At 65.4% G+C, this 25,293-nt stretch carries 22 protein-coding genes and 1 riboswitch; of the genes, 5 read left to right on the top strand and 17 right to left on the bottom strand.

Annotated features, from left to right (window positions below; translation table 11 throughout):
* Window positions 1-34 precede the first annotated feature (34 nt).
* Window positions 35-1,477: a cryptochrome/photolyase family protein gene (locus CEW83_RS13310; RefSeq protein WP_108951399.1), complete on the top strand. Its 1,443-nt coding sequence runs from the start codon at window positions 35-37 to the stop codon at window positions 1,475-1,477.
* A 40-nt stretch (window positions 1,478-1,517) separates the two neighbouring features.
* On the opposite strand, the gene CEW83_RS13305 is transcribed toward CEW83_RS13310, so the two are convergent.
* The 6 genes from CEW83_RS13305 to CEW83_RS13280 form a co-directional block, all read right to left on the bottom strand.
* Window positions 1,518-7,586 (bottom strand): Hpt domain-containing protein, encoded by a 6,069-nt coding sequence (locus CEW83_RS13305; RefSeq protein ID WP_108949777.1) that lies wholly within the window; start codon window positions 7,584-7,586, stop codon window positions 1,518-1,520.
* Between the two features lie 16 nt (window positions 7,587-7,602).
* Window positions 7,603-9,726, bottom strand: coding sequence for a methyl-accepting chemotaxis protein (locus CEW83_RS13300; protein WP_108949776.1), 2,124 nt, complete (start codon window positions 9,724-9,726; stop codon window positions 7,603-7,605).
* A gap of 56 nt (window positions 9,727-9,782) precedes the next feature.
* Window positions 9,783-10,295 carry a chemotaxis protein CheW gene (locus CEW83_RS13295; RefSeq protein WP_108949775.1) on the bottom strand — a complete coding sequence of 171 codons (513 nt, stop codon included), beginning with the start codon at window positions 10,293-10,295 and terminating at the stop codon, window positions 9,783-9,785.
* A 6-nt stretch (window positions 10,296-10,301) separates the two neighbouring features.
* Entirely contained in the window at window positions 10,302-10,667 is a 366-nt protein-coding gene (locus CEW83_RS13290; protein WP_108949774.1) for a response regulator, read from the bottom strand.
* A gap of 21 nt (window positions 10,668-10,688) precedes the next feature.
* Window positions 10,689-11,075, bottom strand: coding sequence for a twitching motility response regulator PilG (gene pilG / locus CEW83_RS13285; RefSeq protein WP_108949773.1), 387 nt, complete (start codon window positions 11,073-11,075; stop codon window positions 10,689-10,691).
* Between the two features lie 103 nt (window positions 11,076-11,178).
* A complete protein-coding gene (locus tag CEW83_RS13280) occupies window positions 11,179-11,331 on the bottom strand; it encodes a rubredoxin (protein ID WP_269807785.1) in 153 nt (50 codons plus the stop codon).
* 111 nt (window positions 11,332-11,442) lie between these two features.
* On the opposite strand from CEW83_RS13280, the gene thiD reads away from it, so the two are divergent.
* The 4 genes from thiD to CEW83_RS13260 all read left to right on the top strand — a co-directional run bounded on the left by thiD (window position 11,443) and on the right by CEW83_RS13260 (window position 15,109).
* Window positions 11,443-12,282, top strand: a complete 840-nt coding sequence (gene thiD, locus CEW83_RS13275; protein WP_108949771.1) for a bifunctional hydroxymethylpyrimidine kinase/phosphomethylpyrimidine kinase — start codon at window positions 11,443-11,445, stop codon at window positions 12,280-12,282.
* Window positions 12,275-12,910: a thiamine phosphate synthase gene (gene thiE, locus CEW83_RS13270; RefSeq protein WP_234418817.1), complete on the top strand. Its 636-nt coding sequence runs from the start codon at window positions 12,275-12,277 to the stop codon at window positions 12,908-12,910. The genes thiD and thiE overlap by 8 nt, the downstream gene beginning before the upstream one ends.
* Window positions 12,911-13,028: 118 nt before the next feature.
* Window positions 13,029-14,312: a glutamate-1-semialdehyde 2,1-aminomutase gene (hemL, locus tag CEW83_RS13265; protein ID WP_108949770.1), complete on the top strand. Its 1,284-nt coding sequence runs from the start codon at window positions 13,029-13,031 to the stop codon at window positions 14,310-14,312.
* Window positions 14,313-14,359: 47 nt separating this feature from the next.
* Window positions 14,360-14,529: riboswitch (yybP-ykoY riboswitch) on the top strand.
* A gap of 4 nt (window positions 14,530-14,533) precedes the next feature.
* Window positions 14,534-15,109 carry a TMEM165/GDT1 family protein gene (locus tag CEW83_RS13260; protein WP_108949769.1) on the top strand — a complete coding sequence of 192 codons (576 nt, stop codon included), beginning with the start codon at window positions 14,534-14,536 and terminating at the stop codon, window positions 15,107-15,109.
* Window positions 15,110-15,119: 10 nt separating this feature from the next.
* Here CEW83_RS13260 and mgtE read toward each other — a convergent pair whose 3' ends face one another.
* The 11 genes from mgtE to CEW83_RS13205 all read right to left on the bottom strand — a co-directional run bounded on the left by mgtE (window position 15,120) and on the right by CEW83_RS13205 (window position 25,219).
* Window positions 15,120-16,562: a magnesium transporter gene (mgtE, locus tag CEW83_RS13255; RefSeq protein ID WP_108949768.1), complete on the bottom strand. Its 1,443-nt coding sequence runs from the start codon at window positions 16,560-16,562 to the stop codon at window positions 15,120-15,122.
* Between the two features lie 118 nt (window positions 16,563-16,680).
* Window positions 16,681-17,373 carry a monofunctional biosynthetic peptidoglycan transglycosylase gene (mtgA, locus tag CEW83_RS13250; RefSeq protein WP_108949767.1) on the bottom strand — a complete coding sequence of 231 codons (693 nt, stop codon included), beginning with the start codon at window positions 17,371-17,373 and terminating at the stop codon, window positions 16,681-16,683.
* Window positions 17,370-18,203 carry a shikimate dehydrogenase gene (gene aroE, locus CEW83_RS13245; protein ID WP_108949766.1) on the bottom strand — a complete coding sequence of 278 codons (834 nt, stop codon included), beginning with the start codon at window positions 18,201-18,203 and terminating at the stop codon, window positions 17,370-17,372. Before aroE ends, mtgA begins: the two co-directional genes overlap by 4 nt.
* Before the next feature lie 28 nt (window positions 18,204-18,231).
* On the bottom strand, window positions 18,232-19,128 hold the full coding sequence (locus tag CEW83_RS13240; RefSeq protein WP_108949765.1) for an energy transducer TonB: 897 nt from the start codon (window positions 19,126-19,128) through the stop codon (window positions 18,232-18,234).
* 18 nt (window positions 19,129-19,146) lie between these two features.
* The gene (locus CEW83_RS13235) at window positions 19,147-21,045 is read right to left on the bottom strand and encodes a ribonuclease catalytic domain-containing protein (protein ID WP_108949764.1); all 1,899 of its coding nucleotides are present in this window, start codon (window positions 21,043-21,045) and stop codon (window positions 19,147-19,149) included.
* Window positions 21,046-21,110: 65 nt separating this feature from the next.
* Complete coding sequence (gene rarD / locus CEW83_RS13230; RefSeq protein ID WP_108949763.1) at window positions 21,111-22,031, bottom strand: EamA family transporter RarD; 921 nt, start codon at window positions 22,029-22,031, stop codon at window positions 21,111-21,113.
* 12 nt (window positions 22,032-22,043) lie between these two features.
* Window positions 22,044-22,892: a class I SAM-dependent methyltransferase gene (locus CEW83_RS13225; protein WP_108949762.1), complete on the bottom strand. Its 849-nt coding sequence runs from the start codon at window positions 22,890-22,892 to the stop codon at window positions 22,044-22,046.
* The gene (locus tag CEW83_RS13220) at window positions 22,889-23,470 is read right to left on the bottom strand and encodes a YqiA/YcfP family alpha/beta fold hydrolase (protein WP_108949761.1); all 582 of its coding nucleotides are present in this window, start codon (window positions 23,468-23,470) and stop codon (window positions 22,889-22,891) included. Before CEW83_RS13220 ends, CEW83_RS13225 begins: the two co-directional genes overlap by 4 nt.
* 70 nt (window positions 23,471-23,540) lie before the next feature.
* Window positions 23,541-24,365, bottom strand: a complete 825-nt coding sequence (locus CEW83_RS13215; RefSeq protein ID WP_108949760.1) for an undecaprenyl-diphosphate phosphatase — start codon at window positions 24,363-24,365, stop codon at window positions 23,541-23,543.
* Between the two features lie 70 nt (window positions 24,366-24,435).
* The gene (locus CEW83_RS13210; protein ID WP_108949759.1) at window positions 24,436-24,699 is read right to left on the bottom strand and encodes a YkgJ family cysteine cluster protein; all 264 of its coding nucleotides are present in this window, start codon (window positions 24,697-24,699) and stop codon (window positions 24,436-24,438) included.
* 1 nt (window position 24,700) lies between these two features.
* Complete coding sequence (locus CEW83_RS13205) at window positions 24,701-25,219, bottom strand: DUF2478 domain-containing protein (protein ID WP_108951397.1); 519 nt, start codon at window positions 25,217-25,219, stop codon at window positions 24,701-24,703.
* Window positions 25,220-25,293 lie beyond the last annotated feature (74 nt).

Genomic DNA, 25,293 nt, shown 5'->3' with positions numbered 1-25,293 from the left:
ACCAGGCCCTTGTTCATCCCGGATGTTCGATCTCATGCATGCTGCACTTGTCTGGTTTCGCCGTGATCTGCGCCACTTCGATCATGCGGCCCTGCATCACGCCCTGCGTCATGCACAGAAGGTCCATTGCGTGTTCGTGTTCGACCGCGACATTCTCGATGCACTGCCCTCGAGGGAGGATCGCCGGGTCGGCTTCATCCATCATGCGGTGACCGAGCTCGATGCCGCACTCGACGCCCTGGCGCGTGCGACGGGTGGCCGGGGCGCGGGTCTGATCGTACGCCATGGCAGGGCTGTCGAGGAGATCCCGCGCCTCGCGCGGGCGCTCGGTGTCGATCAGGTGTGCACCAACCGGGACTACGAACCGGCGGCGATCACGCGTGACAGCAGGGTGGCCGAGGCGCTGGCGGCGGACGGCATCGGCTTCGTCGATTTCAAGGATCAGGTGATCTTCGAGCGTGACGAGGTGCTGACCCAGGGCAACGCGCCCTTCAGCGTATTCACACCCTACCGCAATGCCTGGCTGAAGAAGCTCGACAGCTTTTTCGTCCAGGCATATCCGGTGGAAAAGCACGCTGGCGCACTTGCGCCGAAGCCGGAGGGTGAGCGTATTCCGGCGCTCGACGAGCTCGGCTTCGGCGCGGGAAATCTCGCCGAGCTGCGCATGCCGCTGGGGGTGACGGGCGGGCGTGTGCTGTTCGAGGCCTTCAAGGGCCGCATCGACCGCTACAAGCGGACGCGTGACTTTCCTGCAGTGAAGGGCGTTTCGTATCTGTCCACCCACCTGCGTTTCGGCACGGTGTCGATACGCGAGCTGGTGGCCTATGCCTGGCAGCATGGCGGGGAGGGGGCGGAAACCTGGCTCAGCGAACTGGTGTGGCGCGACTTCTACCACATGATCCTGTGGCACCACCCGCGCGTGGTGGAGACCACCTTCAAGCCCGAGTACGCGCGTGTGCAGTGGGACGACGCGCCCGAGCTGTTCGCCGCCTGGTGTGAAGCCCGTACGGGCTACCCGCTGGTGGATGCGGCGATGCGCCAGATCAACCAGACCGGCTACATGCACAACCGCCTGCGGATGATCGTGGCCTCCTTCCTGACCAAGGATCTCGGTGTCGACTGGCGTCTGGGCGAGCGTTATTTCGCCGACCACCTGATCGACTTCGATCTGGCCGCAAACAACGGCGGCTGGCAGTGGGCGGCGTCGACCGGTTGCGATGCGCAGCCCTACTTCCGCATCTTCAACCCGGTGACGCAATCGGAGAAATTCGATCCCGAGGGGCGCTTCATTCGTCGCTACGTGCCTGAGCTTGAACGGGTGCCGAACAAGTTTGTCCATGCGCCGTGGACGATGGGCGGCATCGACCAGTCCGCCGCGGGCGTCAGGATCGGCACCGACTACCCGGCCGCTGTCGTCGATCACGCCAGCGCGCGAGCGCGCACCCTGGCGCGGTTCGGCGTCGTCAAGGGCGGCTGAAAACGGGGCAAGGCCCTGTCGCGGCCGGCCCCGGGGCCGCTCAGTTGCGTCGCGCGTAGCCCGCGATGAGCGCGAGCAACTCCTCTTCCTGATAGGGCTTGCCAAGGTAGTGGTTGGCGCCGACTTCCATCGCGTAGCTGCGATGTTTGTCGGCCAGCCGCGAGGTGATCATGATGACCGGCACGTCTTTCGTGCGTGCGTCCGCGCGGACGTTACGCACCAGGTCGAAGCCGTCCATGCGCGGCATCTCGATGTCGCACAGCATGACGTCCGGCACCGTCTCGATCAGGGCCTCCAGGGCGTCCACGCCATCCTTGGCAGTGATGACGCGGTAACCCTCACGTTCGAGCAGGCGGCCGGTAATCTTGCGCACGGTGAGTGAATCGTCGACCACCATCACCGTCGGGACATGCAGTGGCTCGGCGGCGGGCTGGGGCGGCAGTTCATGTGCGTCCGTCACCGCAACGACATCATTGCCGCTCAGGCCGCGACTGGCCAGCGCGACCGGGTTCAGGATCAGCACGATCTCGCCGTCGCCAAGCACCGTCGCGCCCGACATGCCCACGATGCGGGTGAGCTGCGGGCCGGCGTTCTTGACGATGATTTCCTGGTTGCCACGCAGGGCGTCGACATGCAGCGCAAGCGTCTGTGCGCCGGCGCGCAGCAACAGCACCCAGTTGTAGCGCTGGACTTCGGGCTGGCTGACCGGGTCGCCGAGCAGACGCGGCAGATAGCGGTACGCATAGTGCTGCCCCATCCAGTCGGTGCCGCCGTCCTTGCACAGGCGTTCGAGTGCATCGGCCTTGAGCTCCATGACCTGGGCCACCATGCTCGACGGAATCGCGAAATGGCGTCCCGCTGCGCGTACCAGCAGGGCCTGGGTGACGGCCAGCGTCAATGGCAGGTAGATGCGGAACACGGTGCCGGCATCCGGCGCGCTGCTGACGTCGATGCGGCCGCCGACCGCTGCGGTCTCGGCCTTCACCACGTCCATGCCGACGCCGCGCCCCGAGACTGCCGACACGGTGCCTGCGGTGGAGAAGCCGGGCACGAAGATCAGGTTCGTCAGGCGACGCTCGTCGGTGGTTTCGTCCGCTGCCAGCAAGCCGTTGGCGCGCGCCCTCGCCGCGATGCGTTCGAAGTCGAGACCGGCGCCGTCGTCGGCAAGCTCTAGCACGATTTCGTTGCCTTCCTGGCTGACGCTGAGGGTGATCTGACCGATCTCGGGCTTGCCGGCGGCGCGTCTCTGCTCGGGGGCCTCGATGCCGTGGGCGAGCGAGTTGCGCAACAGGTGCTCGAGCGGTGCCACCATGTGTTCGAGCACGCTGCGGTCGACTTCAATGCGGCCGCCGCGAAGGTCGAGGTTGGCGCGCTTGCCCAGCTCCTTGGTGCCCTTGCGCACGATGCGGTAGAGGCGGTCGGCGAGGCTGTCGAAGGGCACCATGCGGACCTGCATCAGGGCCTGCTGCAACTCCCGCGACATGCGGGCCTGGCTGTGCAGGGCGATGTCGGCGCCGTCGAGGTTCTTCAGCAGACTCTGCTGTACCGTCGTGACGTCGTTGACGCTCTCGGCCATCATCCGGGTGAGTTCCTGCAGCCGGGTGTAGCGGTCCATCTCGAGGGGGTCGAACTCGGTGTGTCGGGATTCCGCCTGCGCCATGCGCGACTGCATCTGGACGTCGGCCTGAATCTCGACCTCGCGCAACTGGTTGCGCAGGCGAATGACGTTTTCGGTCAGGTCCAGCATCGAACGGCGCAGGTTACGCAGCTCGCCCTCGATACGGGTGCGGGCAACCCCGATCTCGCCGGCCTCGTTCACGAAGCGGTCAACCAGTTCGGCACGCACCCTCAGGGTGCCGGACGCCGCGGCGCTGTCGGCCTCGCCCGGAGTGGTGTCGATGCTGACTGCCGGGCCTGTGTCGGCGGCGGTTTTCTGCGTCTCGGGTGTTTCGGGCGCCTGGGCTGTTTCGCCGCTCGCCAGACCGTCGATCATCTGTTCGGTATGGTCGAGGCTGGTGACCAGCTCCTCGATCAGGGCCGGCATCTCGCGGCCGCTCTTGAGCGATGTTTCTAGACGCGATTCGAGCTGGTGAATCTGCTCGCCGAGCAGCATTGCACCCGCCATGCGGGCGCTGCCCTTCAGGGTGTGGAGCAGGCGCGCAACGCTCTTCGGGTAATCGGCATTGCTGGCATCGGTCTGCCAGGTACGCAGCACGGCGTGCAGCTCGCTGAGCAGTTCGCCGGCTTCATCGAGGAAAATCGGCAGCAACTGCTCGTCGATCTCATCGCTGACGCGCGTTGCCGGGACATCCTCCGGTATCTGTGCCGGTGCGGGGCTCGCGGCAGCCGGAGCCGCCTCGGGTGCGATGCTCCGGCCGGGGGCGTTGGGGTGACGGCACGCGTGCTCAAGCTGCTCGACCAGGTCGCGCACCTCAAGCGGCATGCGTTTGTTGACGACCTCTGCGAGCATGGCCTCCAGCGTGTCGACGCTGGTTCTGAACAGCGCCAGATCATCGGCTGAAGGGGCCGCGGACTGGTCTCGCAGACGTTGTTCGGCATGTTCGAGTGCGCGCGCCAGGGCGTGGAGCGGATCGATGCGGGCCGTCCCCGAAATGCCGGCAAAGGTGTGTGCGGCGCGCAGCGCGACCTCGGGCAGCTGAAGCGTCGGGTTGGCCTTGAGACGCGCGAACTCCTGGTGCAGGGTGGCGATGTGATGGCGGGCTTCCGCCACATACAGATCGTAAAGCGGGCGGGAGATCTCGACATCGTCGATGCGGACGAAGTCGGCGTCCTGCTGCGCTTCGCGCTCCGACACGGTCTCGCCCACCGCTTCCTCTTCGGCAATCGGTGTGGCCGGAGCAAACTCTGCAGGCTCAGGCTCAGGCTCAGGCTCAGGCTCAGGCTCAGGCTCAGGCTCAACGGCTGCGGGTGCCTCAGCCGGTAGGTCTGTCGCTTCCTCCGCGTCGAGCCCGATGGCGTCGGTGTCCATGCCGGCTTCGGCCAGGGCGTCCGCCTGGCCCTCGGCGGGCTCGATGCCAGCCTCGTCGGGGTAGTTCGCGGATTCGTCCTGTGGGCTGGCGCCGTGATCGTCGGGCACAGGTTCGGTCGCGTCTGTGCTTGCCCAGTCCGGGGTGTCGCCAGCGCCGGCGGGCGCGTCCACCTCTTCGGCTGGCAGCCACGATTCATCAAGGGCAGTGATCTGCAGCAGATCGGAGGGGCTTTCGGTGGTGTCGGATGGTTCGACAGGCGACACTTCGGTCGCCGGTTCGAGCACCTCTTCGGGCGGCATCCAGGTTTCGTCGAGCGCGGTGATCTGCAGCAGGTCGAGCGGGGTGTCGGCGTCGGCCGGTTCTTCCCCCGGTTCCGGTGCGGGGGTTGCCTCGAAGTCGAGTTCTTCGACTTCCGAAAGCTCGAGATCCAGTGCGTCGCCCTGGTCGGCGTCCTCGCCTGTCGGCGGCGCCTGCTCTTCGGATGAGGCGCCGATCGTGTCCGACGCATCATGCGCGAGCTCGATTCCGCTGTCTTCGTCGATGAGGGGGAAGTCCTCAAGCGAGGTTTCTTCCGGCAGGAAACCGGACACCTCGACATCGCCAGCGAAGGGCAGGACCTCGCCGTCCTCGGACAGCGTGAGGTCGAAGTCGAGCGTGGTTTCGATGATGTCTGCTGCGTCCGCGGCATCCGCGGTCGGTGCACGGGGCTCCGCCTGTCCGACGGCCGATTCCTGTGCCGGTTCGTCGCTCTCGTTGAGGCGTCTGGCCTCGGCGAGCAGGGCCGACACATCGCGATGCTGCGAGCCGCCGCTTTCAAGCTGCACCACCCAGGCCGAAAAGTGCTGGTGGGCCTCGTTGATCAGGTGGTGCAGCGCGGATGTGGGTGGCCACTCGAGCTGGAGCCAGCGATTGAGGGTTTGTTCAAGCGCCCAGGCAGCTTCACCGAAATCATGCAGCCCGACCATCCGGCCGCTGCCCTTGAGGGTGTGGAAACCGCGACGGATTGCGGTCAGGCATTCGCCGTTTGCGGGCTCGGTGCGCGACAGCTCCAGCTGTTCGGCAACGGTTGCCAGCACTTCGTATGCCTCTTCGATGAAGATGCACAGCAGCTCGGCGTCGATTTCCTCGTCGCTCGACTCCATCAGGCGGCGGGTATTGTCCGCAACCTGCGGGATGGCCGGCGCGGCAGGGGGCTGATCCTCGTGCGTCTCTTCCGCGCTCGCAGCCGCCATGGCGTCTGCGTCGTCAGGGCCGGTGTCTTTGAGGTCGATCTCTTCTAGCTCGGCGTCCTCGGGAGCGATTCCTGCGACGCCTGCACCCTCGGGGACCAGCGTCCCGGTGTCGGGTGCCGCCTCGTCGGCCGCCTCGGCAACGTGTGCGTCGGCTGCGGCAGTGCCGGCGTCGGCGGGCTGCGCGGGGACGACTGCCTCGTCAGCCTGTGCCGGGGAGGGGGTCGCGTCGCCGTTCAGGAACTGCTGCAGCGTGGACTTGCCGTGCTGCAGCGACTGCACGAAAAAGCCCAGTGCCGACAACTGATGGGCGAGGGCTTCGAATGCTGCGCTGTCGGCCGGGCTGTCGTCTTCGGCAAAGCCGGCAATGGTCTCGCCTGCCGCGTGCACCAGTTCGATGGCATCGCTTTCGCCGAGCAGGGACAGGGCGCCCTCAATCTGGTGCAGCGGGCCCGAAAGCTGGGCCAGCGGAGCGCGCTTGTGCTGATCGCGGAAGAAGTCGTCCAGTGTCTGTTCGATGTTGGCCAGGCTGGACAGGATCTCGCGCGAGACATGCCCGAGTGCTTCTTTTTCCTGCGCGCGTCGCGCCGCTTCGAGGCCGGGGGAGCTGTCGACCGCCTCAACCTGCTCGCCTCTGCTGAGCGCGTCGAGCCGTTCGATGGCTTCCTTGACCTGCTCGGAGAAGCCGGCGTCGGGCACGCTGCGGTCGAGTGCGGCTTCCGTCAGCAGCAGGGCCGTCGCCATCTCGATGGCGATCGCCTCGGAGAAATGCAGCGGGTCCTTGCGCAGCCAGGCGGTGAACTGACGGATGCCGCCAATCAGACGGTCTACCGCAGGGCGGCCGAGCCGGCTGACCGGGGCGGAGAACTCGTCGAGTGCGGTCTCGAAACGTTGCAGCGCAATCGCGGTGCCGGCGCTGAAGGCGTCCCATTCTTCCTTGAGCTCGGAGAGGCGGCCGCGAAGATCCTGCAGCAAGGGGGCCAGCGGCAGTTCGCTGACGCGCGCGCCCGGTTCGGGCAGCATGGCGTCGAGCTGCCAGTTGTCACGGACGGCCTGCTGAACACTGGTGAGGGCCGGCTGCGTCGCCACCTGATATAGCATTTCGCGCAACAGGCGCTCGGGTACGGGTTGCGGACCGTCACCTGCGCGGCGCAACTGCGCTTCCAGCCGGGACAGCAGGCGTTTGACCTCGATCCTGTCCGATTCCGGCGTGGTACCCAGGGTGCCGACCATGGCCTGACCAACCCACCACAGCGCGCGTGCCGGCGCACTCGGTTCGATTGTCTCGAGCTCGTCGAGTGCGGCACGCATCGATTCTGGGCCGTTATCGGTCGTTGGGTTCTTGAGCCATTCGAGCAGGCCGCGCTGAAAGCGGGCTCGCAGGCCGCGGATGGCGGGCTGCAGGGCCTCCGGCGCGAGCGGTGCGGACGACTGACGCCGCGGCGCGCGGAGGCTGGTATCGGGGAAGAACAGGTCTGCAGCAGAGGGTGCCTCCAGGCCGCGTGCAGCGACGATCTCGCGGTAGAGCGGCAGCAGACGGAGGGGCTGGTCCGGCGTGCCGTGTGCGAGCTCCTCGAGATAGTTGCCGATGCTCGAGAGTGCGCGACTGACCAGCTCGATGCTGTTGTCGTCAATCACCGCGTCGCCGCGGCTCATGTCGCCGAACAGCTGGTCGACGCCGGTTGCAAACTGGGTCAGCCCGTCAAGGCCGACGATGGACAGCGCGCCGCGGACCTGGTGCAGGTGGGTCTGCGCGAACTGGATGCGGGCAGCCGCATCGCTTGCGCGACTTGCTTCGCCCAGGCTTTCTGCAGCGCGGGCGAGGGCCAGATCGATTTCGCTCTTGACCCAGGTCAGCGGACCCAGATCCAGTTCCTTGGCTTGCGTCATGAATGGGTTCTCGTGCTTAGACCTTGAAGCCGGAGACAGAGCCCTTGAGCTCGACTGCGAGGTCGGCCAGCTGCCCGATCGAGACTGCAGTCTGCTTCGTGCCGCGGGTCGTCTGCTCGGTAATGGCGAGAATTTCCTTCATCGTTCCTGCCACCCGGCCAGCGGTTGCGGCTTGATCCTGGGTGTCGGTGGAAATCTGTTCGATTCGCTGTGCGGCGTCCATCGACACCTGACCGATCTCGGCCAGCGCCTGACCGGCTGCATCGGACAGCTGAGCCCCTTCGACCACGTCGCGGGTCGCGTTTTCCATTGCGCCCACTGCATCCTGCGTGTCGGTCTGAATCGTTTTCACAATAGCCGAGATCTGCTTGGTTGCTTCGGCCGAGCGCTCAGCCAGTCGCTGCACTTCTTCTGCGACGACGGTGAATCCGCGTCCCGCCTCGCCGGCCGAAGCGGCCTGAATGGCGGCGTTGAGCGCGAGCACGTTGGTCTGTTCGGTAATGTCGGAAATCAGCTCGACGATCTCGCCAATCTCCTGCGACGACTCACCCAGGCGCTTGATCCGCTTGGAGGTTTCCTGAATCTTGTCACGGATGGCGTTCATGCCGCGGATGGTGTTCTCCACCGCGTCGGCGCCCTTGCGCGCAGAGTCCAGCGAGCGGCGGGCGACCTGTGCGGATTCCAGCGCGCGCTCGGACGATTCGGTCATCGACTGTGCCATGCGTTGTACGGTGGCACCGGCCTCTTCGATCTCGCGCGTCTGGCGCTCGGTTGCGTCGAGCAGTTCGTTCGACGTCTGCTGTGCGGCCTGGGTGGCGGTCGTCACCCGGCTGGCTGCGTCGTTGATGCGTCGCACCAGCACCGAGAGTTCTTCAATGGTGTAGTTGACCGAGTCGGCAATGGCGCCGGTGATGTCCTCCGATACCGTGGCGCGGATGGTGAGGTCACCGTCGGCGAGGTCGCCCATCTCGTTCATGAGGCGCAGAATGGCCTGCTGCGTGAGGTTGCGCTCGTCCTCGGCGCTCACCCGCATGCGCTCGGCGTCGGCGCGGCGCTGAGAGACGTCGTCGTTGTAGATCTTGGCCATCATGCCGATGGCTGCGAGCGCTGCAAGTGCGGTCAGGGCGATCAGGGCGGACAGCGGGTTGAAACCGCGCACGGCGCTGTTGAACGCTTCGCTCAGCTCGGTGCTGCGTGCGAGCAGCGCCGACGAGTCGTCGAACAGCCGGCTGCCTGCCTGCTTGGCCTGCACCAGAAGCTGGATGTTGCCGAGTACGTTGCCGACGGCTTCCTGGGTTTCCTTCGAGCTGGCGAGCAGTTGCCGTATGCGCGTGCGGACTTCGCTGTCGCCGCCCATCTGCTCCATGGCAGCGAGCTGTTCGCGGAAGGTGTTGGTGTCCTTGCCCAGCAGGAACGCAATCTCGGGGTCGATGGCATCGGCCACGCGCAACGCGTTGACGTTCTTGGCGATGCGCTGGGTCAGCATCACCGCCCGGTTGGCGGTGGCGATGTCGGTGGGGCTGGCGCCGGACTGCAGCTTGAGCGCAGCAATCTGCTCGGTGAGGTCAAGCAGCGCGTCGTTGCCCTTGTTGATCGTTTCCACCGCAGCATTGAGCGTCAGCAGGGTCTGCTCCTGGCCGATCAGCTGCTGCGCATCCCTTTCCATTTTGGCCCAGCTCTCCTTGACCGCGTCGAGCTGGGTGCGCGCATCGCCGCTTGCGGCCGGGAACGCGGCGCCTTCGAGCTCGCCGCCCTGATCGAGCGCGAGCGCGAGGGTGGCGAAGCGGCTGCTGCCGCGCTTGAGTTCGGCAAAGGCGGCCGCATTGCCCTGAAGGGCGAGCTGGGCGGACTTCGCGATCTGCTGGGACAGGGTCTGCATTTCACCGGCGGCCGCAACCTGCCGGGTTGCGTTTCCGGTTTGCTGGTTCTGGTAGATCACCAGGCCGACCGTGGCGACGACGAGTGCGCCGAAGACGAAGCCGAGGCTGCGTATCCTGCTGCTGACCGGGCGCTCGTTGCCATCGGCCTTGGCGCCGGCGGAGGCCGGTGCAGGTTGATTGTAGTTTTCCATGATCGTGGTGTCGGACGCCGTATCGTGCCCGGAAGCCTTGTCCTTGCCTAAGGAGAGCTTGAATGCCATGTGCCGTGCTCCGCCGCTGTCTGAATTAAGCTTTGAGTGATGATGAGGCGCCCGGGTCAGTCTGCCCCGGCGTCGAGAAACGCACCCTGCGCGAGCAGTTGCGGAATATCCAGTTTGAGCCAGGGGTGGTCCTGCATGTCACGCATGCGCTTGCTGACCCAGGGGCGCGCGTCTGGAGGCCCGTGATCGGCCTCGAAATCCTCTTCGCTGCGCAGTCCCAGTACCCGGGTGACGAGCAGCGAACTATGCACGCCATGCTTGGCGCCGACCAGCAGCAGGCGCGCGTGACCGCCTGCAACGATTGGCACGCCGCCGTGAAAGCTCGAAAAGTCGATGACGCCGAACAGGGTGCCACGCACATTGGCCAGTCCGCGATACCACTCGCGGGTCAGCGGAACATGGGCAAGCGGCGGCGGTGCCAGGATCTCGCCGGTTTCGGCGAGGTTGAGGAGCCAGTTCTCGTTGCCTGCCTGCACGCCGAGCAGGCCACGGCGTTCGCCGGTCTGCGCTTCGGCCAGGCGATGCGCGAGGTTTTCCTGGAATTCGCGCAGGCTGATCCGTCTGGACATGATGGATCAGCCGATGCTCTTGATGCGCGCGAGCAGTGCGTCGTGCTCTACCGGCTTCACCATGTAGTCGTAGGCGCCCTGGCGCATGCCCCAGATCTTGTCGGTTTCCAGTCCCTTGCTCGTGCACATGATGATCGGGATGCTGCGGGTCTCATCGGTGCGCGAGATGGTGCGGGTCGCCTGGTAACCGTTCATGCCGGGCATGACCACGTCCATGAGGATGAGGTCGGGCTTCTCGCTGCGGCTCTTGGTGATCGCCTCCTCGCCGCTTTCGGCAGTCACGACGTCATAGCCGTTCTTGCTCAGCACTTGCGAGAGCGCGAGGCGCTCGGTGGGTGAATCATCAACGACGAGTATCTTCTTGATCGGCATGGAGCGTTTCCATCGAGAGAATCAGCGGGGGCGATTGCTGGCGTGCACGGCCACCGCCTTGATCAGGCTGTCCTTGGTGAATGGTTTGGTCAGGTATTCGTCCGACCCAACCATGCGGCCACGCGCACGGTCGAACAGTCCGTCCTTGGACGACAGCATGATGACGGGCGTGGATGAGAGGCGCGGGTTCTTCTTGATCAGCGCGCAGGTCTGATAGCCGTCAAGGCGAGGCATCATGATGTCGACGAATATGACATCGGGGTGGTGGTCGGTGATCTTGGACAGTGCGTCGAACCCGTCCTCGGCCAGCAGCACTTGGCAGCCCGCCTGGCTCAGAAAAATTTCGGCACTACGACGAATGGTATTGCTGTCGTCGATGACCATCACCTTGAGTCCGCTCAGGTCCATGCAGAATGTCCTCGGTGACGCAGCGAAGAGGCTTGCGTGACTGCGATCAAAATTCGGTTGGCCGGAAGCATACTCCAAAAGACATGTCGCAGCACATCACTTGTCATATTTCGATGAGCTCGAAGTCTTCCTTGCGGGCTTCGCATTCCGGACAGGTCCAGTTCGGCGGAACGTCTTCCCAGCGGGTGCCCGGCGCAATGCCTTCGTCCGGCAAGCCGGCGGCCTCGTCGTAGATGAAGCCGCAAATGAGGCACATATAGGTCTTGAAGGGCTGATCGGACATGGCAGAGGCGGAGAGGAATGGCAGTAAAATGCGGTTAATCTTACCGTATTTCAATGGATGCGCCATGTCAGGCGCACGACCCCAATGCCTGTTGCGATTCCCGATGTACCTCCCGTCGTGCTCTGTCTGTCTGCCGCCGATGCCACCGGCGGGGGCGGCCTGCCGTCGGACATCCTGACTCTTGCCAGCATGGGCTGCCATCCGCTGGCAGTGCAGACCGCAATGGTCGTGCGCGACACCCGTGGCGTGGACGACTGCATCGCCATCGAGCCGGACGTGCTTGCGGCCCAGGTGCGCACCGTGCTTGAGGACATTCCGGTCCATGCGTTCAAGTTCGGTTTCTGCGGAAGTGTCGAGAACACGGCGACCGCCGCCGAAATCCTGTCCGACTATCCCGATATCCCGCTCGTCGTCGAGCCTGCCCTGTACACCAGTGTCGATCAGGCTGCGGACGACGACCTCGTGGCGGTACTGGCCGAACTGATCCTGCCGCAGACCACCCTGCTGGTGGCGAGCCGGCACGAGGTGCTTCGCCTCGCCGGCTTCGATATCGACGAGGACGGCGAGGAGCCGCTTTCGCCCGAAGAGGCCGTGGCCCGCCTGCTCGAACTGGGGGTCGAGTACGTACTGCTGACCGGCGGGGGCGACCATGGCCCGCAAGTTGTGAACATGCTGGTTGGCGAACAGGGCGTGATTCGTACCGACGCCTGGGAGCGCCTCCCCGGGCGTTATCTCGGGGCCGGTGCCACCATGGCCGCCGCGGCATCGGCCGGGCTGGCACACGGCATGGCGATGCCCGAGGCGGTGCGTGAAGCGCAGGAGTTCACCCAGCAGGCCTTGCGCCATGCCTACCTTCCGGGCATGGGGCGGGCGATCCCGGACCGGTTTTTCTGGGCACGTGGCAAGGGCGAAGCGGATGACTGAGACTGCAGGCATCATGCCCGCGCCGGGGCTCTATGCGGTGACGCCGGACGAAGCCGACAGCGCGCGTCTGCTGGCGCTGGTTGAACAGGTGCTGCGCGGACGCCCGGCGTTGATGCAGTACCGCAGCAAGCTGGCGTCCGCCGCCTTGCGCAGGACGCAGGCCGAGGCGGTGCTGGCCTTGTGCCGGCAGGCGGGTGTGCCGCTGGTGGTCAATGACGATCTCGAGCTGGCGCAGGCGATCGATGCAGATGGTGTGCATCTGGGCCGAGACGACGGCGATCCCGCGCAGGCGCGGCTGGCGCTGGGCGCGAACCGCATCATCGGCGTCACCTGCTACAACGAATGGGCGAGGGCGCAGGCTGGCGTTGCGGCCGGTGCGGACTACGTGGCCTTCGGGGCCGTATTCGTGTCGCCGACCAAGCCGCATGCGGTGCATGCCCCGTTCGAGTTGCTGGCGCGCGCGCGGCGCGAACTGCGCGTACCGGTGGCTGCAATCGGCGGCATCACGCTCGACAACGTGGCCGAAGTCATCGCGGCGGGCGCCGGCTATCCGGCGGTGATCAGCGATGTTTTCGGGGCCCCGGATCCGGCTGCCCGCGCGCGCGATTTCGCCGCCTGCTTTGCCTGAGCACTGACCGCACCTGAATTTTTCGCGCGCAGTGTCCGGTTTTGATGTCACGGGTGGACCCGGCAGGCGCTGGCGGGCGACAATCACGGATTCCGTGCCCAAGTAAGAAGATCCTGCCATGACTAGCCGAAACCAAGCGCTCTTCGAGCGTGCCCAGCGCACCATCCCCGGTGGCGTCAACTCGCCCGTCCGTGCTTTCCGTTCGGTCGGCGGTACGCCGCGCTTCATCGATCGCGCCGAGGGTGCGCGGGTGTGGGATGCCGATGGCAAGTGCTACATCGACTACGTGGGTTCGTGGGGCCCGGCCATCACCGGTCATGCGCATCCGGCCATCATCGAAGCCGTGCGTGAGGCGGCGCTCAAGGGCCTGTCCTTCGGTGCACCGACCGAGAGCGAGGTCGAGATGGCCGAGCTGATCTGCGAGATGCTGCCATCAGTTGAAATGGTGCGCCTGGTCAGCTCCGGCACTGAAGCGACGATGAGCGCGATCCGGCTGGCACGCGGCTTCACCGGTCGTGACGCGATCATCAAGTTCGAGGGCTGCTACCACGGTCATGCCGACAGCCTGCTGGTGAAGGCCGGTTCCGGTCTGCTGACCTTCGGCAACCCGTCGTCGGGCGGCGTGCCGGAAGACTTCGCCAAGCACACCATCGTCCTCGACTTCAACGACCTCGAGCAGATCGAGGCCGTGTTCAAGGCCCGGGGAGATGAGATCGCTGCGATCATCGTCGAGCCGATGGCCGGCAACATGAACCTGATCAAACCCAATCCCGGCTTCCTCGAAGGCCTGCGCCGCATCTGTACCGAGTACGGCACCGTGCTGATCTTCGACGAGGTGATGACCGGTTTCCGTGTCGGGCCGCAGGGTGTGCAGGGTCTGTTCGGCATCACGCCCGACCTCACGACGCTGGGCAAGGTGATCGGCGGCGGCATGCCGGTGGGCGCATTCGGCGGGCGCCGCGACATCATGGAGAAGATCGCACCGCTGGGCTCGGTCTATCAGGCCGGCACCCTCTCCGGCAGTCCGGTTGCAGTGGCTGCGGGTATGGTGTCGCTGCGCCTCACGCGCGAGGCGGGCTTCTACGACCGCCTTGGTGCCAGCACCACCGCACTCGTGTCGGGTCTGAGCGCAGCTGCGCGCGATGCAGGCGTCGTGTTCAGCGCCGACTCGGTGGGCGGCATGTTCGGGGTGTATTTCAGCGACGCCGTTCCCACCTCCTTCAAGGACGTGATGAAGTCCGACACCGAAGCCTTCAACCGCTTCTTCCATGCGATGCTGGACGAGGGCCACTACTTCGCGCCGTCGGCGTTCGAGGCCGGGTTCGTTTCCGCCGCGCACGGTGAGGCCGAAATTGCGGCGACCGTGGCGGCGGCGCGCCGAATTTTCGCATCGTGGCGCTGAGATTGACTCCGGACGGATGGACGGCTTGCCCGTCTCTGCGTAAAATCCGTCCCGTCATTGGGGAGTAGCCTCCTTTCATACGAAAGGGCCTGCGTCAACATACTTGGCCGTCCGGCCATGGCGCAGGCGGTTTCCCAGCTTGGCAAGACCTTTGACCACCACCTTCGGACTTGGCCGGAAAGGTGAGTGGTCATTCGTCTTTTCCGGCCAGGAGACCGATTGTGGACGCATTCCTCGTATCAACCGGCATCGTTGCCCTCGCAGAAGTGGGTGACAAGACCCAGCTGCTCGCCTTCATCCTCGCTGCAAAATTTCGCAAGCCTTGGCCCATCATCGCCGGAATCTTCATTGCAACGCTGGCCAACCACGGCTTTGCCGGCGCCGTTGGCGCCTGGGTCACCACCCTGATGGGGCCGGATACGCTGCGCTGGGTACTCGGCATTTCCTTCCTCGCGATGGCGGTGTGGACCCTGATTCCCGACAAGTTCGATGAGGAGGACGCCAAGCTCGCCCGCTTCGGCGCTTTCGGGACGACCCTGATTGCCTTCTTTCTCGCGGAGATGGGCGACAAGACGCAGATCGCAACGGTGGCGCTTGCAGCCCAGTATCAGAGCCTTGCGCTTGTGGTTGCTGGTACGACGGTCGGCATGATGATTGCGAACGTTCCCGCGGTGATTCTTGGCGGCAAGATCGCAGACCGCATGCCGGTGCGTCTGGTGCATGGCATTGCTGCCGCCATCTTCGCCATCCTCGGCATTGCCACCTTGCTGGGCGCAGCGTCCGCCTTCGGCCTGTAGCCGCCGGTTCTCAGAGCAGGAACAGCGTGGCCAGGCCGAGGAAGATGAAGAAGCCGCCCGAGTCGGTGAGCGCGGTGATCATCACCGAGCCGCCGATCGCCGGATCGCCACCGAGGCGCTGACGCAGCATCGGAATGGTGACGCCGGCGAAGGCGGCCAGCAGCAGGTTGAGCGTCATTGCGGCGGTCATCACCATGCCGAGCGAGGCGCTGCCATACAGCCACCAGGTGAGTACGCCGAGCAGGCCGCCCCACACCACGCCATTGAACAGGGCAACGCCGAGTTCCTTCTTGAGCAGGCGTTGCATCGCGCTTTGCTTGACCTGACCCATGGCGATGGCACGCACAATCATGGTGATGGTCTGGTTGCCCGAGTTGCCGCCGATGCCTGCGACGATGGGCATCAGTGCGGCCAGTGCGACCAGGCGCTCGATCGAGCCTTCAAAGGCGCCGATCACGCGTGAGGCGATGAAGGCAGTGACCAGATTCACTGCCAGCCAGGCCCAGCGGTTCTTCACCGAGTCCCAGACTGACGCAAAGATGTCCTCTTCCTCGCGCAGACCGGCATGGCTCAGAATTTCAGCCTCGGATTCCTCGCGAATGAAGTCCACCACGTCGGCGACGGTGACACGGCCGATCACGCGCTTTTGACGATCCACGACCGGTGCGGACACGAGATCGTAGCGTTCGAAAGCCTGGGCCGCGTCGTCAGCTGGATCGTCCGGTGAGAAGCTGATCACGGTCTCGTCGCGCATGACCTCCGAGACTTCCTTTTCGGGGTCGTTGATCAGAAGGGACTCAAGCGACAGGATGCCCATCAGATGCTCGTCACGGTCGATCACGAACAGCTTGTCGGTGTGGTCGGGCAGTTCCTCGAAGCGGCGCAGGTAACGCAGCACCACCTCGAGGGTGACGTTCTCGCGTACCGTCACCATGTCGAAGTCCATCAGCGCGCCGACTGAATCCTCCGGGTAGGACATCGCCGCCCGCAACTGCTCGCGGCCTTCGGTGTCGAGCGACTGGTATACGTCCTGGATGATCTCGGGCGGAAGGTCGGGCGCCAGGTCGGCAAGCTCGTCGGCATCCAGGGTTTCCGCAGCGGCCTTGAGCTCGTGCGGTTCCATTGTTTCGATCAGCGACTCGCGGACCGCGTCCGAGACTTCGAGCAGGATGTCACCGTCGCGCTCGGCCTTGACCAGATCCCAGACGTAGAGACGCTCTTCGAGCGGCAGCGCTTCGAGAATGTAGGCGACGTCGGCCGAGTGCAGGGTGTCGAGCTTGTTGCGCAGCGCGGCTTCGTGCTGCTTGTGCACCAGGTTCTCGACCAGTTCGTGGCGCGGCATGTCCTGACGGTGGACGAGGTCTTCCGCGACCTTCTGGCGCGCGAGTAGCGCCTGCACTTCGCGCAGGTGCTGCTGGACATCGTCGGGGTGCAGTTCCTGTTCCGTATTCATCGCGCGGCAGGTGGGGACGGATGGGTGAAACGCGGATTCTACGGACTTGGCGCCAGCCGTGCGACCCCGAATCCGTTACCGGGTGCGAAAACCCCTGAGCACGCTTCGATGCCGCTTCTCAGGGGATCTGAGAATACCCCATGCGTGCCCGGATCCGCTCGGCATGCGCCGCGAGACGGGGTCCGAAGCTGCGCTCATACTTGCGCGGGTTGGGCAGCATGACCGCGAGGCGGGCACTTTCGGCCGGCCCAAGGCGACCGGCCGAGAGGCCGAAATAGCGCTGTGCGGCGGCTTCTGCGCCAAACACACCGTCGCCCCACTCCACGACGTTCAGATAGACCTCGAGAATCCGACGCTTGCTCCACAACGCCTCGATCATGACCGTGATCACGGCCTCCTGCGCCTTGCGCAGGTAGCTGCGCGATGGTGACAGGAAAAGGTTCTTCGCCAGCTGCTGGCTGATGGTCGAGCCGCCGGAGACCGCGCGCCCCTTGCGTTCGTTCTTTTCCAGCGCACGCTGGATGCCCACCCAGTCGAAGCCTTCATGGTCGATGAAGCGGTCATCCTCTGCTGCTACCACCGCACGTTTCAGATGGGAGGAGATCTTTTCGTAAGGCACCCAGGTGTGGCGCAAGCTGGCCTTGGGGTTCGTCTCGTGCATCTCGGACAGGCGCAAACGCATGAAGCTCGTGCTGCCCGGGTCGAACTGACTCCACCACGCCACATGGGTGAAGAACCACAGCTGCCAGAGCAGCAGCAGTGCAATGATGGCAAGCAGGCCGCGACCGGCCCAGCGCAGGGGCTGCTTCATGCAGCAGCCAGTTCGCGGCGCAGTTCGGCCAGCACCGGCGCGGTGTGCGGGCGGACGCCGCGCCACAGGGCAAAGCTTTCCGCGGCCTGTTCGATCAGCATGCCAAGTCCGTCGGAGAGATGCTTCACGCCGGCGTCGCGCGCTGCGCGCAAATAGGCGGTTTCGCTGCTGCCATACATCATGTCGTAAGCCAGTGCGTCTGGCGCGTAGATCCCGGCAGGAAGCGGCGGGGCCTCGGCTGAAAGGCTTGCCGAGGTGGCGTTGATGACCACGTCGAACTGCTGCCCGGCCAGCCCGGCGAAGGTGCTCGCGTGAAGGGTGGTGCCGGCTGCGTACTGCCGGAAGGCGTCTGTCAGCGCGTGTGCCTTCGCTTCGGTGCGATTGGCCAGGGTCAGGCTCGCTGGCCCGGCCTGCAGCAGGGGCAGCAATGCGCCGCGCGCTGCGCCCCCTGCGCCCAGCAGCAGCACGCGCCGTCGCGCCAGCGGGCACTGCAGATTGGCGACGAGATCGCGCACCAGTCCGGCGCCGTCGGTGTTGTCACCGAGAATGCCGTCGGCGTCGAACATCAGCGTATTCACGGCGCCGGCCGTTGCGGCGCGATCGGTACGGCGACTGGCCAAGGCGAAGGCCTCGAGCTTGAAGGGCACGGTGACGTTGAGCCCGCGCCCGCCCGCCTCGCGAAACTGCGTAACCGTGTCGACGAAGCCGTCCAGCGGCGCGAGCAGCGCTTCGTATTCGAGTTGCTGGCCGGTCTGGCGGGCGAAGGCAGCGTGAATCCGGGGGGATTTGCTGTGGGCGATCGGGTGGCCGATTACGGCGTAGCGGTCCATGGTCGGGCTCGTTTGGCGGCAGTTTGCGTCAGTTGGCGCGCACCTGGTCCCTGTTGGTGAAGGTCCAGGTACGGGAGATTTCAAGGATGTCGGTGTCCTTGCGGATATCCGGCGGAAACGGGGCATAAGGCGCGGCCATGTTGACGATGCGCACGGCTGCGTCGTCCAGCACCTTGTGGCCTGAGCTCCGGTGCACCTGCACCCGCTCGAGGCTGCCGTCGGCGCGGATCGTTACCGACAGCAGCAGGCTGCCGTAGAGTTTGCCGCGCGCAGCCTCCGGGTAGTTCAGGGTGCCGATGCGTTCGATCTTCAGCCGCCAGTCCTCGACGTACTGCGCGAAACGGTATTCGCGCGCCCGTGCGCCAATGATGCGCTTGCGCGGGCGCTGCGAGTATTCCTCCAGCGTGCGGTCGATCTGGGCCTCGACGCGGGCAATCGCCGCCGCGCTGTCGAGCAGGTCCAGTCCGCTGGCGAGCTCAGGTGTCGTCGGGCTCTCGACCACCGGGCGCTCGCTGGCGACGACTGCGGGCGCTTCCTTGCGGGTCAGGACCTTCTGCTCGGGGCGTACCTGCTCCTGTGGCTGGCGTCGTCTGGCCTCGACCAGCGCGCTGCCGTCCTTGCTCGCGTCCTGCGGCGGCAAGGGCGACTTTGGTCTCACCTTCTCTTCGCTGGTGCCACCGCCGTCCAGGTTGGCCTGTGCGAGCACCTGTGCTTCGGCGGGCGGCCTGGCATGACGGGCGTTGACCAGCACCACCTCCAGCCCGGCGTCCCGCACCGGCTTCGGGTCCGGCATGCGGATGCCGATGCTCAGCACCAGCCCGTGCAGCACGAGCGACAGGGCAAAGCCGAGGGCGAGGATGGCATTGCTGCGATGCCTCGCAGCGGCCGCCATGGAGGCGATGTACAGGGAGGGGGGCTGGGCCATGGGTGCGCGGGCGCCGACTCAGTACTCGGCTTCTTCCTCTTGGTCCGGATCCGGCTCGGACAAGGTGGTGAGGTAGCGTGCACTGACTTCGACGTCGACCAGATCGCTGCCTTCGATGATCAGGCGTACGCGTGAGCCCGGCAGCTGCGGCGGCAGCGAGGGCACCTTGAGGATCAGCGGGATCGCTTCGAGGCGCACGAGATTGTCGCGCATGACCTTGGCTTCGACCGCCTCCGGTTTTGCCTGACGCAACCAGCGCAGGCACCAGTAGCGCTCCATGCGGCGCTGGAACTCGTTGTACTCCGCGTAGGTACCCTCGAAGTCGCGCAGGGTCGCCATCAGATCGGTGGACTTGGGGGCGAAGGGCGCCTCGGTGCCGGTCAGCACGGCAATGATCTGCCACTGGTTCACCATGTCGACGTAGCGACGCAGCGGCGAGCTCGACCAGGCATAGCAATCGACCCCAAGGCCTTCATGCGGTGCGGCGACGGTGGTCATGCGCACCTTGCCGCCACCCTGGGCGCGGTACAGACCGGGCACGCCGGCTTCGTCGAGCAGTTTGCCCCACGTGCTGTTGGCCAGAATCATCATTTCGGCGACCAGCTTGTCCATCGGCGAGCCACGCAGGCGCTGGCCAATGGTGATGTAGCCGGGGCCGTCTTCCGTTTGCTGCTGCCAGTCGACGTAGAAGTTGTTGTCGACCTGGTTGTTATGTGCGGAAGGCTTGCCGCGTCCGGCCTCGAGAATCGTCGCAAGGTCCCACAGCAGGGTCAGCTCGCGCTTCCACTGGAAGTCGGGGCCGCCATCGTGAATCGTGTCCTCGTTGAACACCGGTTCGATGTCGTGGTGACGCAGGTTGGCGACGATGGGTACGATCTCCACCCGGCTTTCGTGGGCGGTGATGGTGAGATCGGACCTGACATCCAGATAGAGCGAAATGGCCGGGCACTCGCGGCCAGCGGCCAGCGTGAAGGTCTCGACCACTTCATCGGGCAGCATGGTGATCTTGTTGCCCGGCATATAGACGGTGGAGAGGCGCTGACGGGCGATGGCGTCGAGCTTCGAGCCGCGGCTGAAGCCCAGCGCCGGCGCGGCGATATGGATGCCCACGCGCCAGCCGCCCTCGAGCCTTGGCGTGACCGAGAAGGCGTCGTCGATCTCGGTGGTGGTGGCGTCGTCGATCGAGAACGCTGCGACGTCCGCACGCGGCAGCCCGGTGGGAACCGTCAGCGGGTCGATCTCGGGGAAATGCACACCGTCCGGGAACTGCTCGAACAGGAAGCGGTTGTAGTGATACTCGTAGCTCGAGGACAGCGCGCCGCACTTGAGCAGCAGGCGGGCGGCACTGAGGCCGGTGTCGACGCAGGCGGCCTCGAGCGCCTTGACCTCGCTGCGGTTGCGGTCGGGGCGGTAGAGGATCTGCGGCAGCATGCCCTCGAACTCGGCCGGCAGGCGGCCTTCGACCAGTTCGTCGCGCATCTTGTCGATGGCAAGCGCCTGCAGGCGCTTTTTCTCCATGCCGGCGAGTGCGGCCTGCAGGATCTCGGCCGGGGCCTTGCGAAACCGCCCCTTGCCCTTGCGATGAAACCAGATCGGCGCCGAATGCAGGCGCAGCAGCACCGCAGCGGACTCTACCGGGCTGGGTGTGTGACCATAGTATTCGGCGGCGAACTCGGCAAAGCCGAACTCATCGTCACCGCATACCTCCCAAAGGAATTCGGTGTCGAGTTCTTCGGCCGCGCTTTCGGCGCGGCTCAGCAGGTCCGCCGGCGCAGGCTCGCGAAAGTTGAGCAGGACATTCGCCCGCTTGATCTTGAGCCGCTTGCCATGGGTATTTTCCACCTGCAGCGAGGCATCGTTATCAGCGAGGATTGTTCCAGCCTTGAAAGCCCCGTCCTCTTCAAACAGCACAAACATCAGCGACCGCCAGCAATTGAGCAAGCCATACAGTTTACTGGATTCGGCCCTCAGGCCCTAAACCTTCATTGCTTCCGGCGGCGGTCGCCGGTGTGGCGCAGCATGTCGACGGTGTAGATCGCGAGCGCAGCCCAGATCATCAGGAAACCGATGAGCTGTCCGTGGTCGAAGGGCTCTCGAAACAGCAGCACCGCAATCAGGAAGTTGAGGCTGGGGGCCAGGTACTGGAGGAAGCCGAGGGTGGCCAAAGGCAGGCGTCTGGCGCCGACCGCGAACAGCATCAGCGGGATCGCGGTGAACACCCCAGCCAGCGGCAGTAGCAGGTCGAGGTGCAGCGAGGTGCCAAAACTGAGTTCGCCCTGGTTGCTGAGCCACAGCAGCCAGGCCACGGCGATCGGCGCGGTCACCAGGGTCTCGATGAACAGCCCGCCGACGGCATCGACCGGCATGCGTTTTCGCAGCAGACCGTACAGCCCGAAGGTACCGGCGAGGAAAAGCGCGATCCAGGGCAGATCGCCCACTTGCCAGATGCGCCAGCACACGCCGCCGGCAGCAATCGCGACCGCCAGTTTCTGCAAGGGACGCAGCTGCTCGCCCAGGAACAGGCGGCCAAGCAGCACGCTGACCAGCGGGTTGATGAAGTAGCCGAGGCTGGCCTCGATCAGTCGTCCGGCGTCGACCGACCACACGAACACCAGCCAGTTGCTGCCCGTGAGTGAGGCGGTGAGGGCGAGCATGGCCGTCAGCCGCGGCTGACGCAGCACCATGGCGACCGTGCTGAAACGACTGGCGCCGGGCACGAAGGCGATCAGGACTGCGAGAAATACCAGCGACCACAGGACTCTGTGCGCAACGATCTCAAAGGGCTGTACCTCGCCCACCGCTCGAAAATACAGGGGCATCAGCCCCCAGATGGTGAAGGCGAGGAGGGCGGCAAGGGTGCCGCGCCGCAACTCGGCTGCGACTTCGGCAGTTGGGGTGGTCATCGCAGGGTGGGGTCAGGGCTTGCGTACTGCGGTCGCGATCAGTGCGCGTGCGGGAACGGTGCAGCCGGGACGACCGTCTGCACGCGGATGTTGCGCAAGGTCGGCCGCGACCTCGTTGCGCAGCGCCTGCTGGGTGGCTTCCGGCAGACGCGAGAGCGCCTCGGCTGCACCGCCAGCCAGATCGAGGAAGGCCTGCCAGTAGCTCTCGGCATCGTCGAAGCTGCAAGTAAAGTCGCAGGCGGTGATGCTGACCTCGGTGAAGCCCGCATCCTCAAGGATGGCCTGGAGTACGCCCGGGTCACCAAAGCGGAATACCGAAGGGCGTGCGACCTTGGGTTGCGGGAGCAGGCGCGCGATGCAGTCCTGGGCACGGCCGATCAGTGGCACGCTGTCGCGCTCGCCCCAGACCGACAGGGCCACCCGGCCGCCGGGTGCGAGCACACGATGCATCTCGGACAGCGCGCGCTCGGGGTGCGGAAACATGAACAGCGCCAGGCCGGCGAGGACGCGGTCGACGCTGGCATCTGCCAGGCACAGGTGCTCGGCGTCGGCTGCGGAGAAAAGCAGTTCGATGCCACTGCCCGAAATGCGCCTTGCACCCTCGGCCAGCATGCCTTCGGCGATATCGGTGGCGAGCACCATGCCGCCCGGGTGGACACGATGGGCTGCGTCCGACGCCAGCAGACCGGGGCCGCTGGCGAGATCGAGCACGCGCTGCCCGGGGGCCAGCGCCGCCGCCCCGAGCAGGGCGTGCGCAAGCTCCGCGCGCAGATGGGCGCCGTCTGCATAACGGGCGGCGATGCGATTGAAGCCGGCGCGCTCCATGGCCTTGAAACGCCGGGTGTCGAAGCCGCCGCTCATGCCAGCCCCGCAAAGTGCAGGACGTCGTCCAGGTAATCGGTCCAGCGCGAGAAGCCGTGGTCACCGCCGGGCAGCACGGTCTGGCGTGCGCCGACGTATTTGCTGACGGCGTGGCGGTAGTCGAGCACCTCGTCGCCGGTTTCAGCCAGCAGCCAGTAGCGTTCGGGGCGGGTGATGACGGGCACGTCGATCTCGCGCAGCTCGTCGATGTGCGCCTGAGTGAAGTCGAAGTGCTCGTCGGTGTACAGATTGCTCTGGCGGCCGATATAGGCCTCAAGCGAGAGTGGGGCGATCACTGCCGGGTTGACCACGACTGCACGCAGTCCGTGCCGCTCTGCCAGCCAGGTCGCGTAATAGCCGCCAAGCGAGCTGCCGACGACGGTCGGCGGGATGCCGCGCGAATCGCGCTGAGCCCTTGAAATCTGCGCTTCGATCAGCGCAATCGCTTCCCGCGCCGATACCGGCAATTGTTCGCACCAGAAGGCATCGCCCAGGCCGCGTCCAGACATGTGGTGCCGGAGCGCCTGTGCCTTGATCGATGCCGGGGCAGAGCGAAAACCGTGCAGGTAGATGATCATCGTGGCGCTATGACGTTTACGGCAGGCCAGTTTAGCCTGCCGTCGGGGGCGCCGTTAAGAGGCGTTTCGATCAGGGCTCGCTCCAGGACACGAGATCGAGTTGCCAGGTGGCCAGCACGATCAGGCCGAAAACGATGCGATACCAGGCAAAGACAATGAAGGTGTGATTGGAGATGAAGCGGATGAAGCTCTTAACCGCCCACATCGCGGCCACGAAGGAGGCGATGGAGCCGACGGCGAACACGGGGACATCCTCGAGTCGCAGCAGGGACCAGTTCTTGTACAGGTCATAGACTGTGGCCGCGAACATGGTAGGGATGGCGAGGAAGAACGAGAACTCGGCTGCCGCCTTGCGCGACAGGCCGAAGATCAGGCCGCCCATGATGGTCGAGCCCGAACGCGACGTGCCCGGAATCATGGCCAGCGCCTGAGCGAAGCCGACCTTGAGCGCATCGCCCCAGCTCATCGCATCCACGGTTTCGACGCGCGGATGGTAGGCCCGCTTCTCGACATAAAGAATGATGAAGCCGCCAACCACCAGCGCCGTGGCGACCGTCAGCGGGTTGAACAGCAGGCTCTTGATCGTGGAGTGAAACATCAGCCCGAGGACCGCTGCCGGCAGAAACGCGACAAACAGCATGCCGACGAAGCGCTGGGAGGCGGGTTCGGTCGTGAGGCCCGATGCCACCTTGATCAGGCGTTCGCGGTAATCCCAGCATACGGCCAGGATGGCAGCGAACTGGATGACGATCTTGAACACCTTGCTGGTGTCGTCGGTGTAGCCGAGCAGGTCGCCGACGATGATCAGGTGCCCCGTCGAGGATACCGGCAGGAACTCGGTCAGGCCCTCAATGATGCCGAGGATGGCCGCGGTAAAGAGGAGCTGGATATCCATATGAAGTGGCTTCAGTCGAACGGGATGGGAGCCTGATTATAAGGGCGGAGTGTTGCGGTGCGGCAAAACTTCAGCGTGCGGTGGCCGAAGTCTGCCGTTCAAGCTCGGTCAGCCAGCGGATCGCGCCGTCGCGGTTGGCGCCGCACATCTCGGGTTCGGGCGGAAGGCTGCCGCAAACGCGCGGCCTGTCGGGCGAGCCGAAGAGTTTGCAGCGATCGGCTGCGTCGAGCTGGATGCAGCGTACGCCGGCGGGCTTGCCCTGCGGCATGCCCGGAATCGGGCTGGAGATTGACGGTGCGATGCAGCAGGCGGCGCAGCCGGGGCGGCAGTCCATGTCAGTTCGACTGGACCAGTTCGTCCCACCACGCGATGACGCTGTCGAAGCTCGGTTCGAGCAGGCTGCCGTCGCCGCCGGTGAATGCCTCCCATTCGGGCAGGAAACGTTTGCCCACTGCCGTCAGCAAGGGAGTGCCCGAGACCACTGCGAAACCCATCTCATCGCGCAGGCCGTCGCCATTGGCCTCCTGCGCACCGAACTTGTTGATCATGACCAGCTGTGCGCCCTGGTCGACGGCGGCGCGCACCGCGACCGAGGCGTGGGCAAGCGCGGCCGGATCGAGACGGCAGGCTTCAGATCCACTGCCGAGCTCCTGCGACAGCGAAAAGCGTTCGCCATTGCGCAAATCCTCGAGCTCCATTGCGCAGGGATCGTTGATGGCGGTGGCGATGTCATGCTGGATGACGCCCCCGAGGCGGACGCCGCGCTCGGCCAGGGTTCTGGCGACGCGTACGAGCAGGGCTTCGATGTTGTCCTCGGGCGTATACAGGATGGCGGCAATCGGCAGGGCAGGCATGATCTTGGCGTCGGCGGAGGCGGAACCGGGATTGTCGCACTCGGCGGCGGGGTCGCACAGTACGGTTTGCATTC

It is taken from the genome of Parazoarcus communis, from assembly GCF_003111645.1.
GTDB lineage: Bacteria > Pseudomonadota > Gammaproteobacteria > Burkholderiales > Rhodocyclaceae > Parazoarcus > Parazoarcus communis_A.
This window is presented reverse-complemented; position numbering and strand designations above follow the sequence as displayed.

Coding starts and splice junctions, on each gene's coding strand:
- CEW83_RS13310 (WP_108951399.1), top strand. CDS start 35: ATGCATGCTGCACTTGTCTGGTTTCGCCGTGATCTGCGCCACTTCGAT.
- CEW83_RS13305 (WP_108949777.1), bottom strand. CDS start 7,586: ATGACGCAAGCCAAGGAACTGGATCTGGGTCCGCTGACCTGGGTCAAG.
- CEW83_RS13300 (WP_108949776.1), bottom strand. CDS start 9,726: ATGGCATTCAAGCTCTCCTTAGGCAAGGACAAGGCTTCCGGGCACGAT.
- CEW83_RS13295 (WP_108949775.1), bottom strand. CDS start 10,295: ATGTCCAGACGGATCAGCCTGCGCGAATTCCAGGAAAACCTCGCGCAT.
- CEW83_RS13290 (WP_108949774.1), bottom strand. CDS start 10,667: ATGCCGATCAAGAAGATACTCGTCGTTGATGATTCACCCACCGAGCGC.
- pilG (WP_108949773.1), bottom strand. CDS start 11,075: ATGGACCTGAGCGGACTCAAGGTGATGGTCATCGACGACAGCAATACC.
- CEW83_RS13280 (WP_269807785.1), bottom strand. CDS start 11,331: ATGTGCCTCATTTGCGGCTTCATCTACGACGAGGCCGCCGGCTTGCCG.
- thiD (WP_108949771.1), top strand. CDS start 11,443: ATGCCTGTTGCGATTCCCGATGTACCTCCCGTCGTGCTCTGTCTGTCT.
- thiE (WP_234418817.1), top strand. CDS start 12,275: ATGACTGAGACTGCAGGCATCATGCCCGCGCCGGGGCTCTATGCGGTG.
- hemL (WP_108949770.1), top strand. CDS start 13,029: ATGACTAGCCGAAACCAAGCGCTCTTCGAGCGTGCCCAGCGCACCATC.
- mgtE (WP_108949768.1), bottom strand. CDS start 16,562: ATGAATACGGAACAGGAACTGCACCCCGACGATGTCCAGCAGCACCTG.
- mtgA (WP_108949767.1), bottom strand. CDS start 17,373: ATGAAGCAGCCCCTGCGCTGGGCCGGTCGCGGCCTGCTTGCCATCATT.
- aroE (WP_108949766.1), bottom strand. CDS start 18,203: ATGGACCGCTACGCCGTAATCGGCCACCCGATCGCCCACAGCAAATCC.
- CEW83_RS13240 (WP_108949765.1), bottom strand. CDS start 19,128: ATGGCCCAGCCCCCCTCCCTGTACATCGCCTCCATGGCGGCCGCTGCG.
- CEW83_RS13235 (WP_108949764.1), bottom strand. CDS start 21,045: ATGTTTGTGCTGTTTGAAGAGGACGGGGCTTTCAAGGCTGGAACAATC.
- rarD (WP_108949763.1), bottom strand. CDS start 22,031: ATGACCACCCCAACTGCCGAAGTCGCAGCCGAGTTGCGGCGCGGCACC.
- CEW83_RS13225 (WP_108949762.1), bottom strand. CDS start 22,892: ATGAGCGGCGGCTTCGACACCCGGCGTTTCAAGGCCATGGAGCGCGCC.
- CEW83_RS13220 (WP_108949761.1), bottom strand. CDS start 23,470: ATGATCATCTACCTGCACGGTTTTCGCTCTGCCCCGGCATCGATCAAG.
- CEW83_RS13215 (WP_108949760.1), bottom strand. CDS start 24,365: ATGGATATCCAGCTCCTCTTTACCGCGGCCATCCTCGGCATCATTGAG.
- CEW83_RS13210 (WP_108949759.1), bottom strand. CDS start 24,699: ATGGACTGCCGCCCCGGCTGCGCCGCCTGCTGCATCGCACCGTCAATC.
- CEW83_RS13205 (WP_108951397.1), bottom strand. CDS start 25,219: ATGCCTGCCCTGCCGATTGCCGCCATCCTGTATACGCCCGAGGACAAC.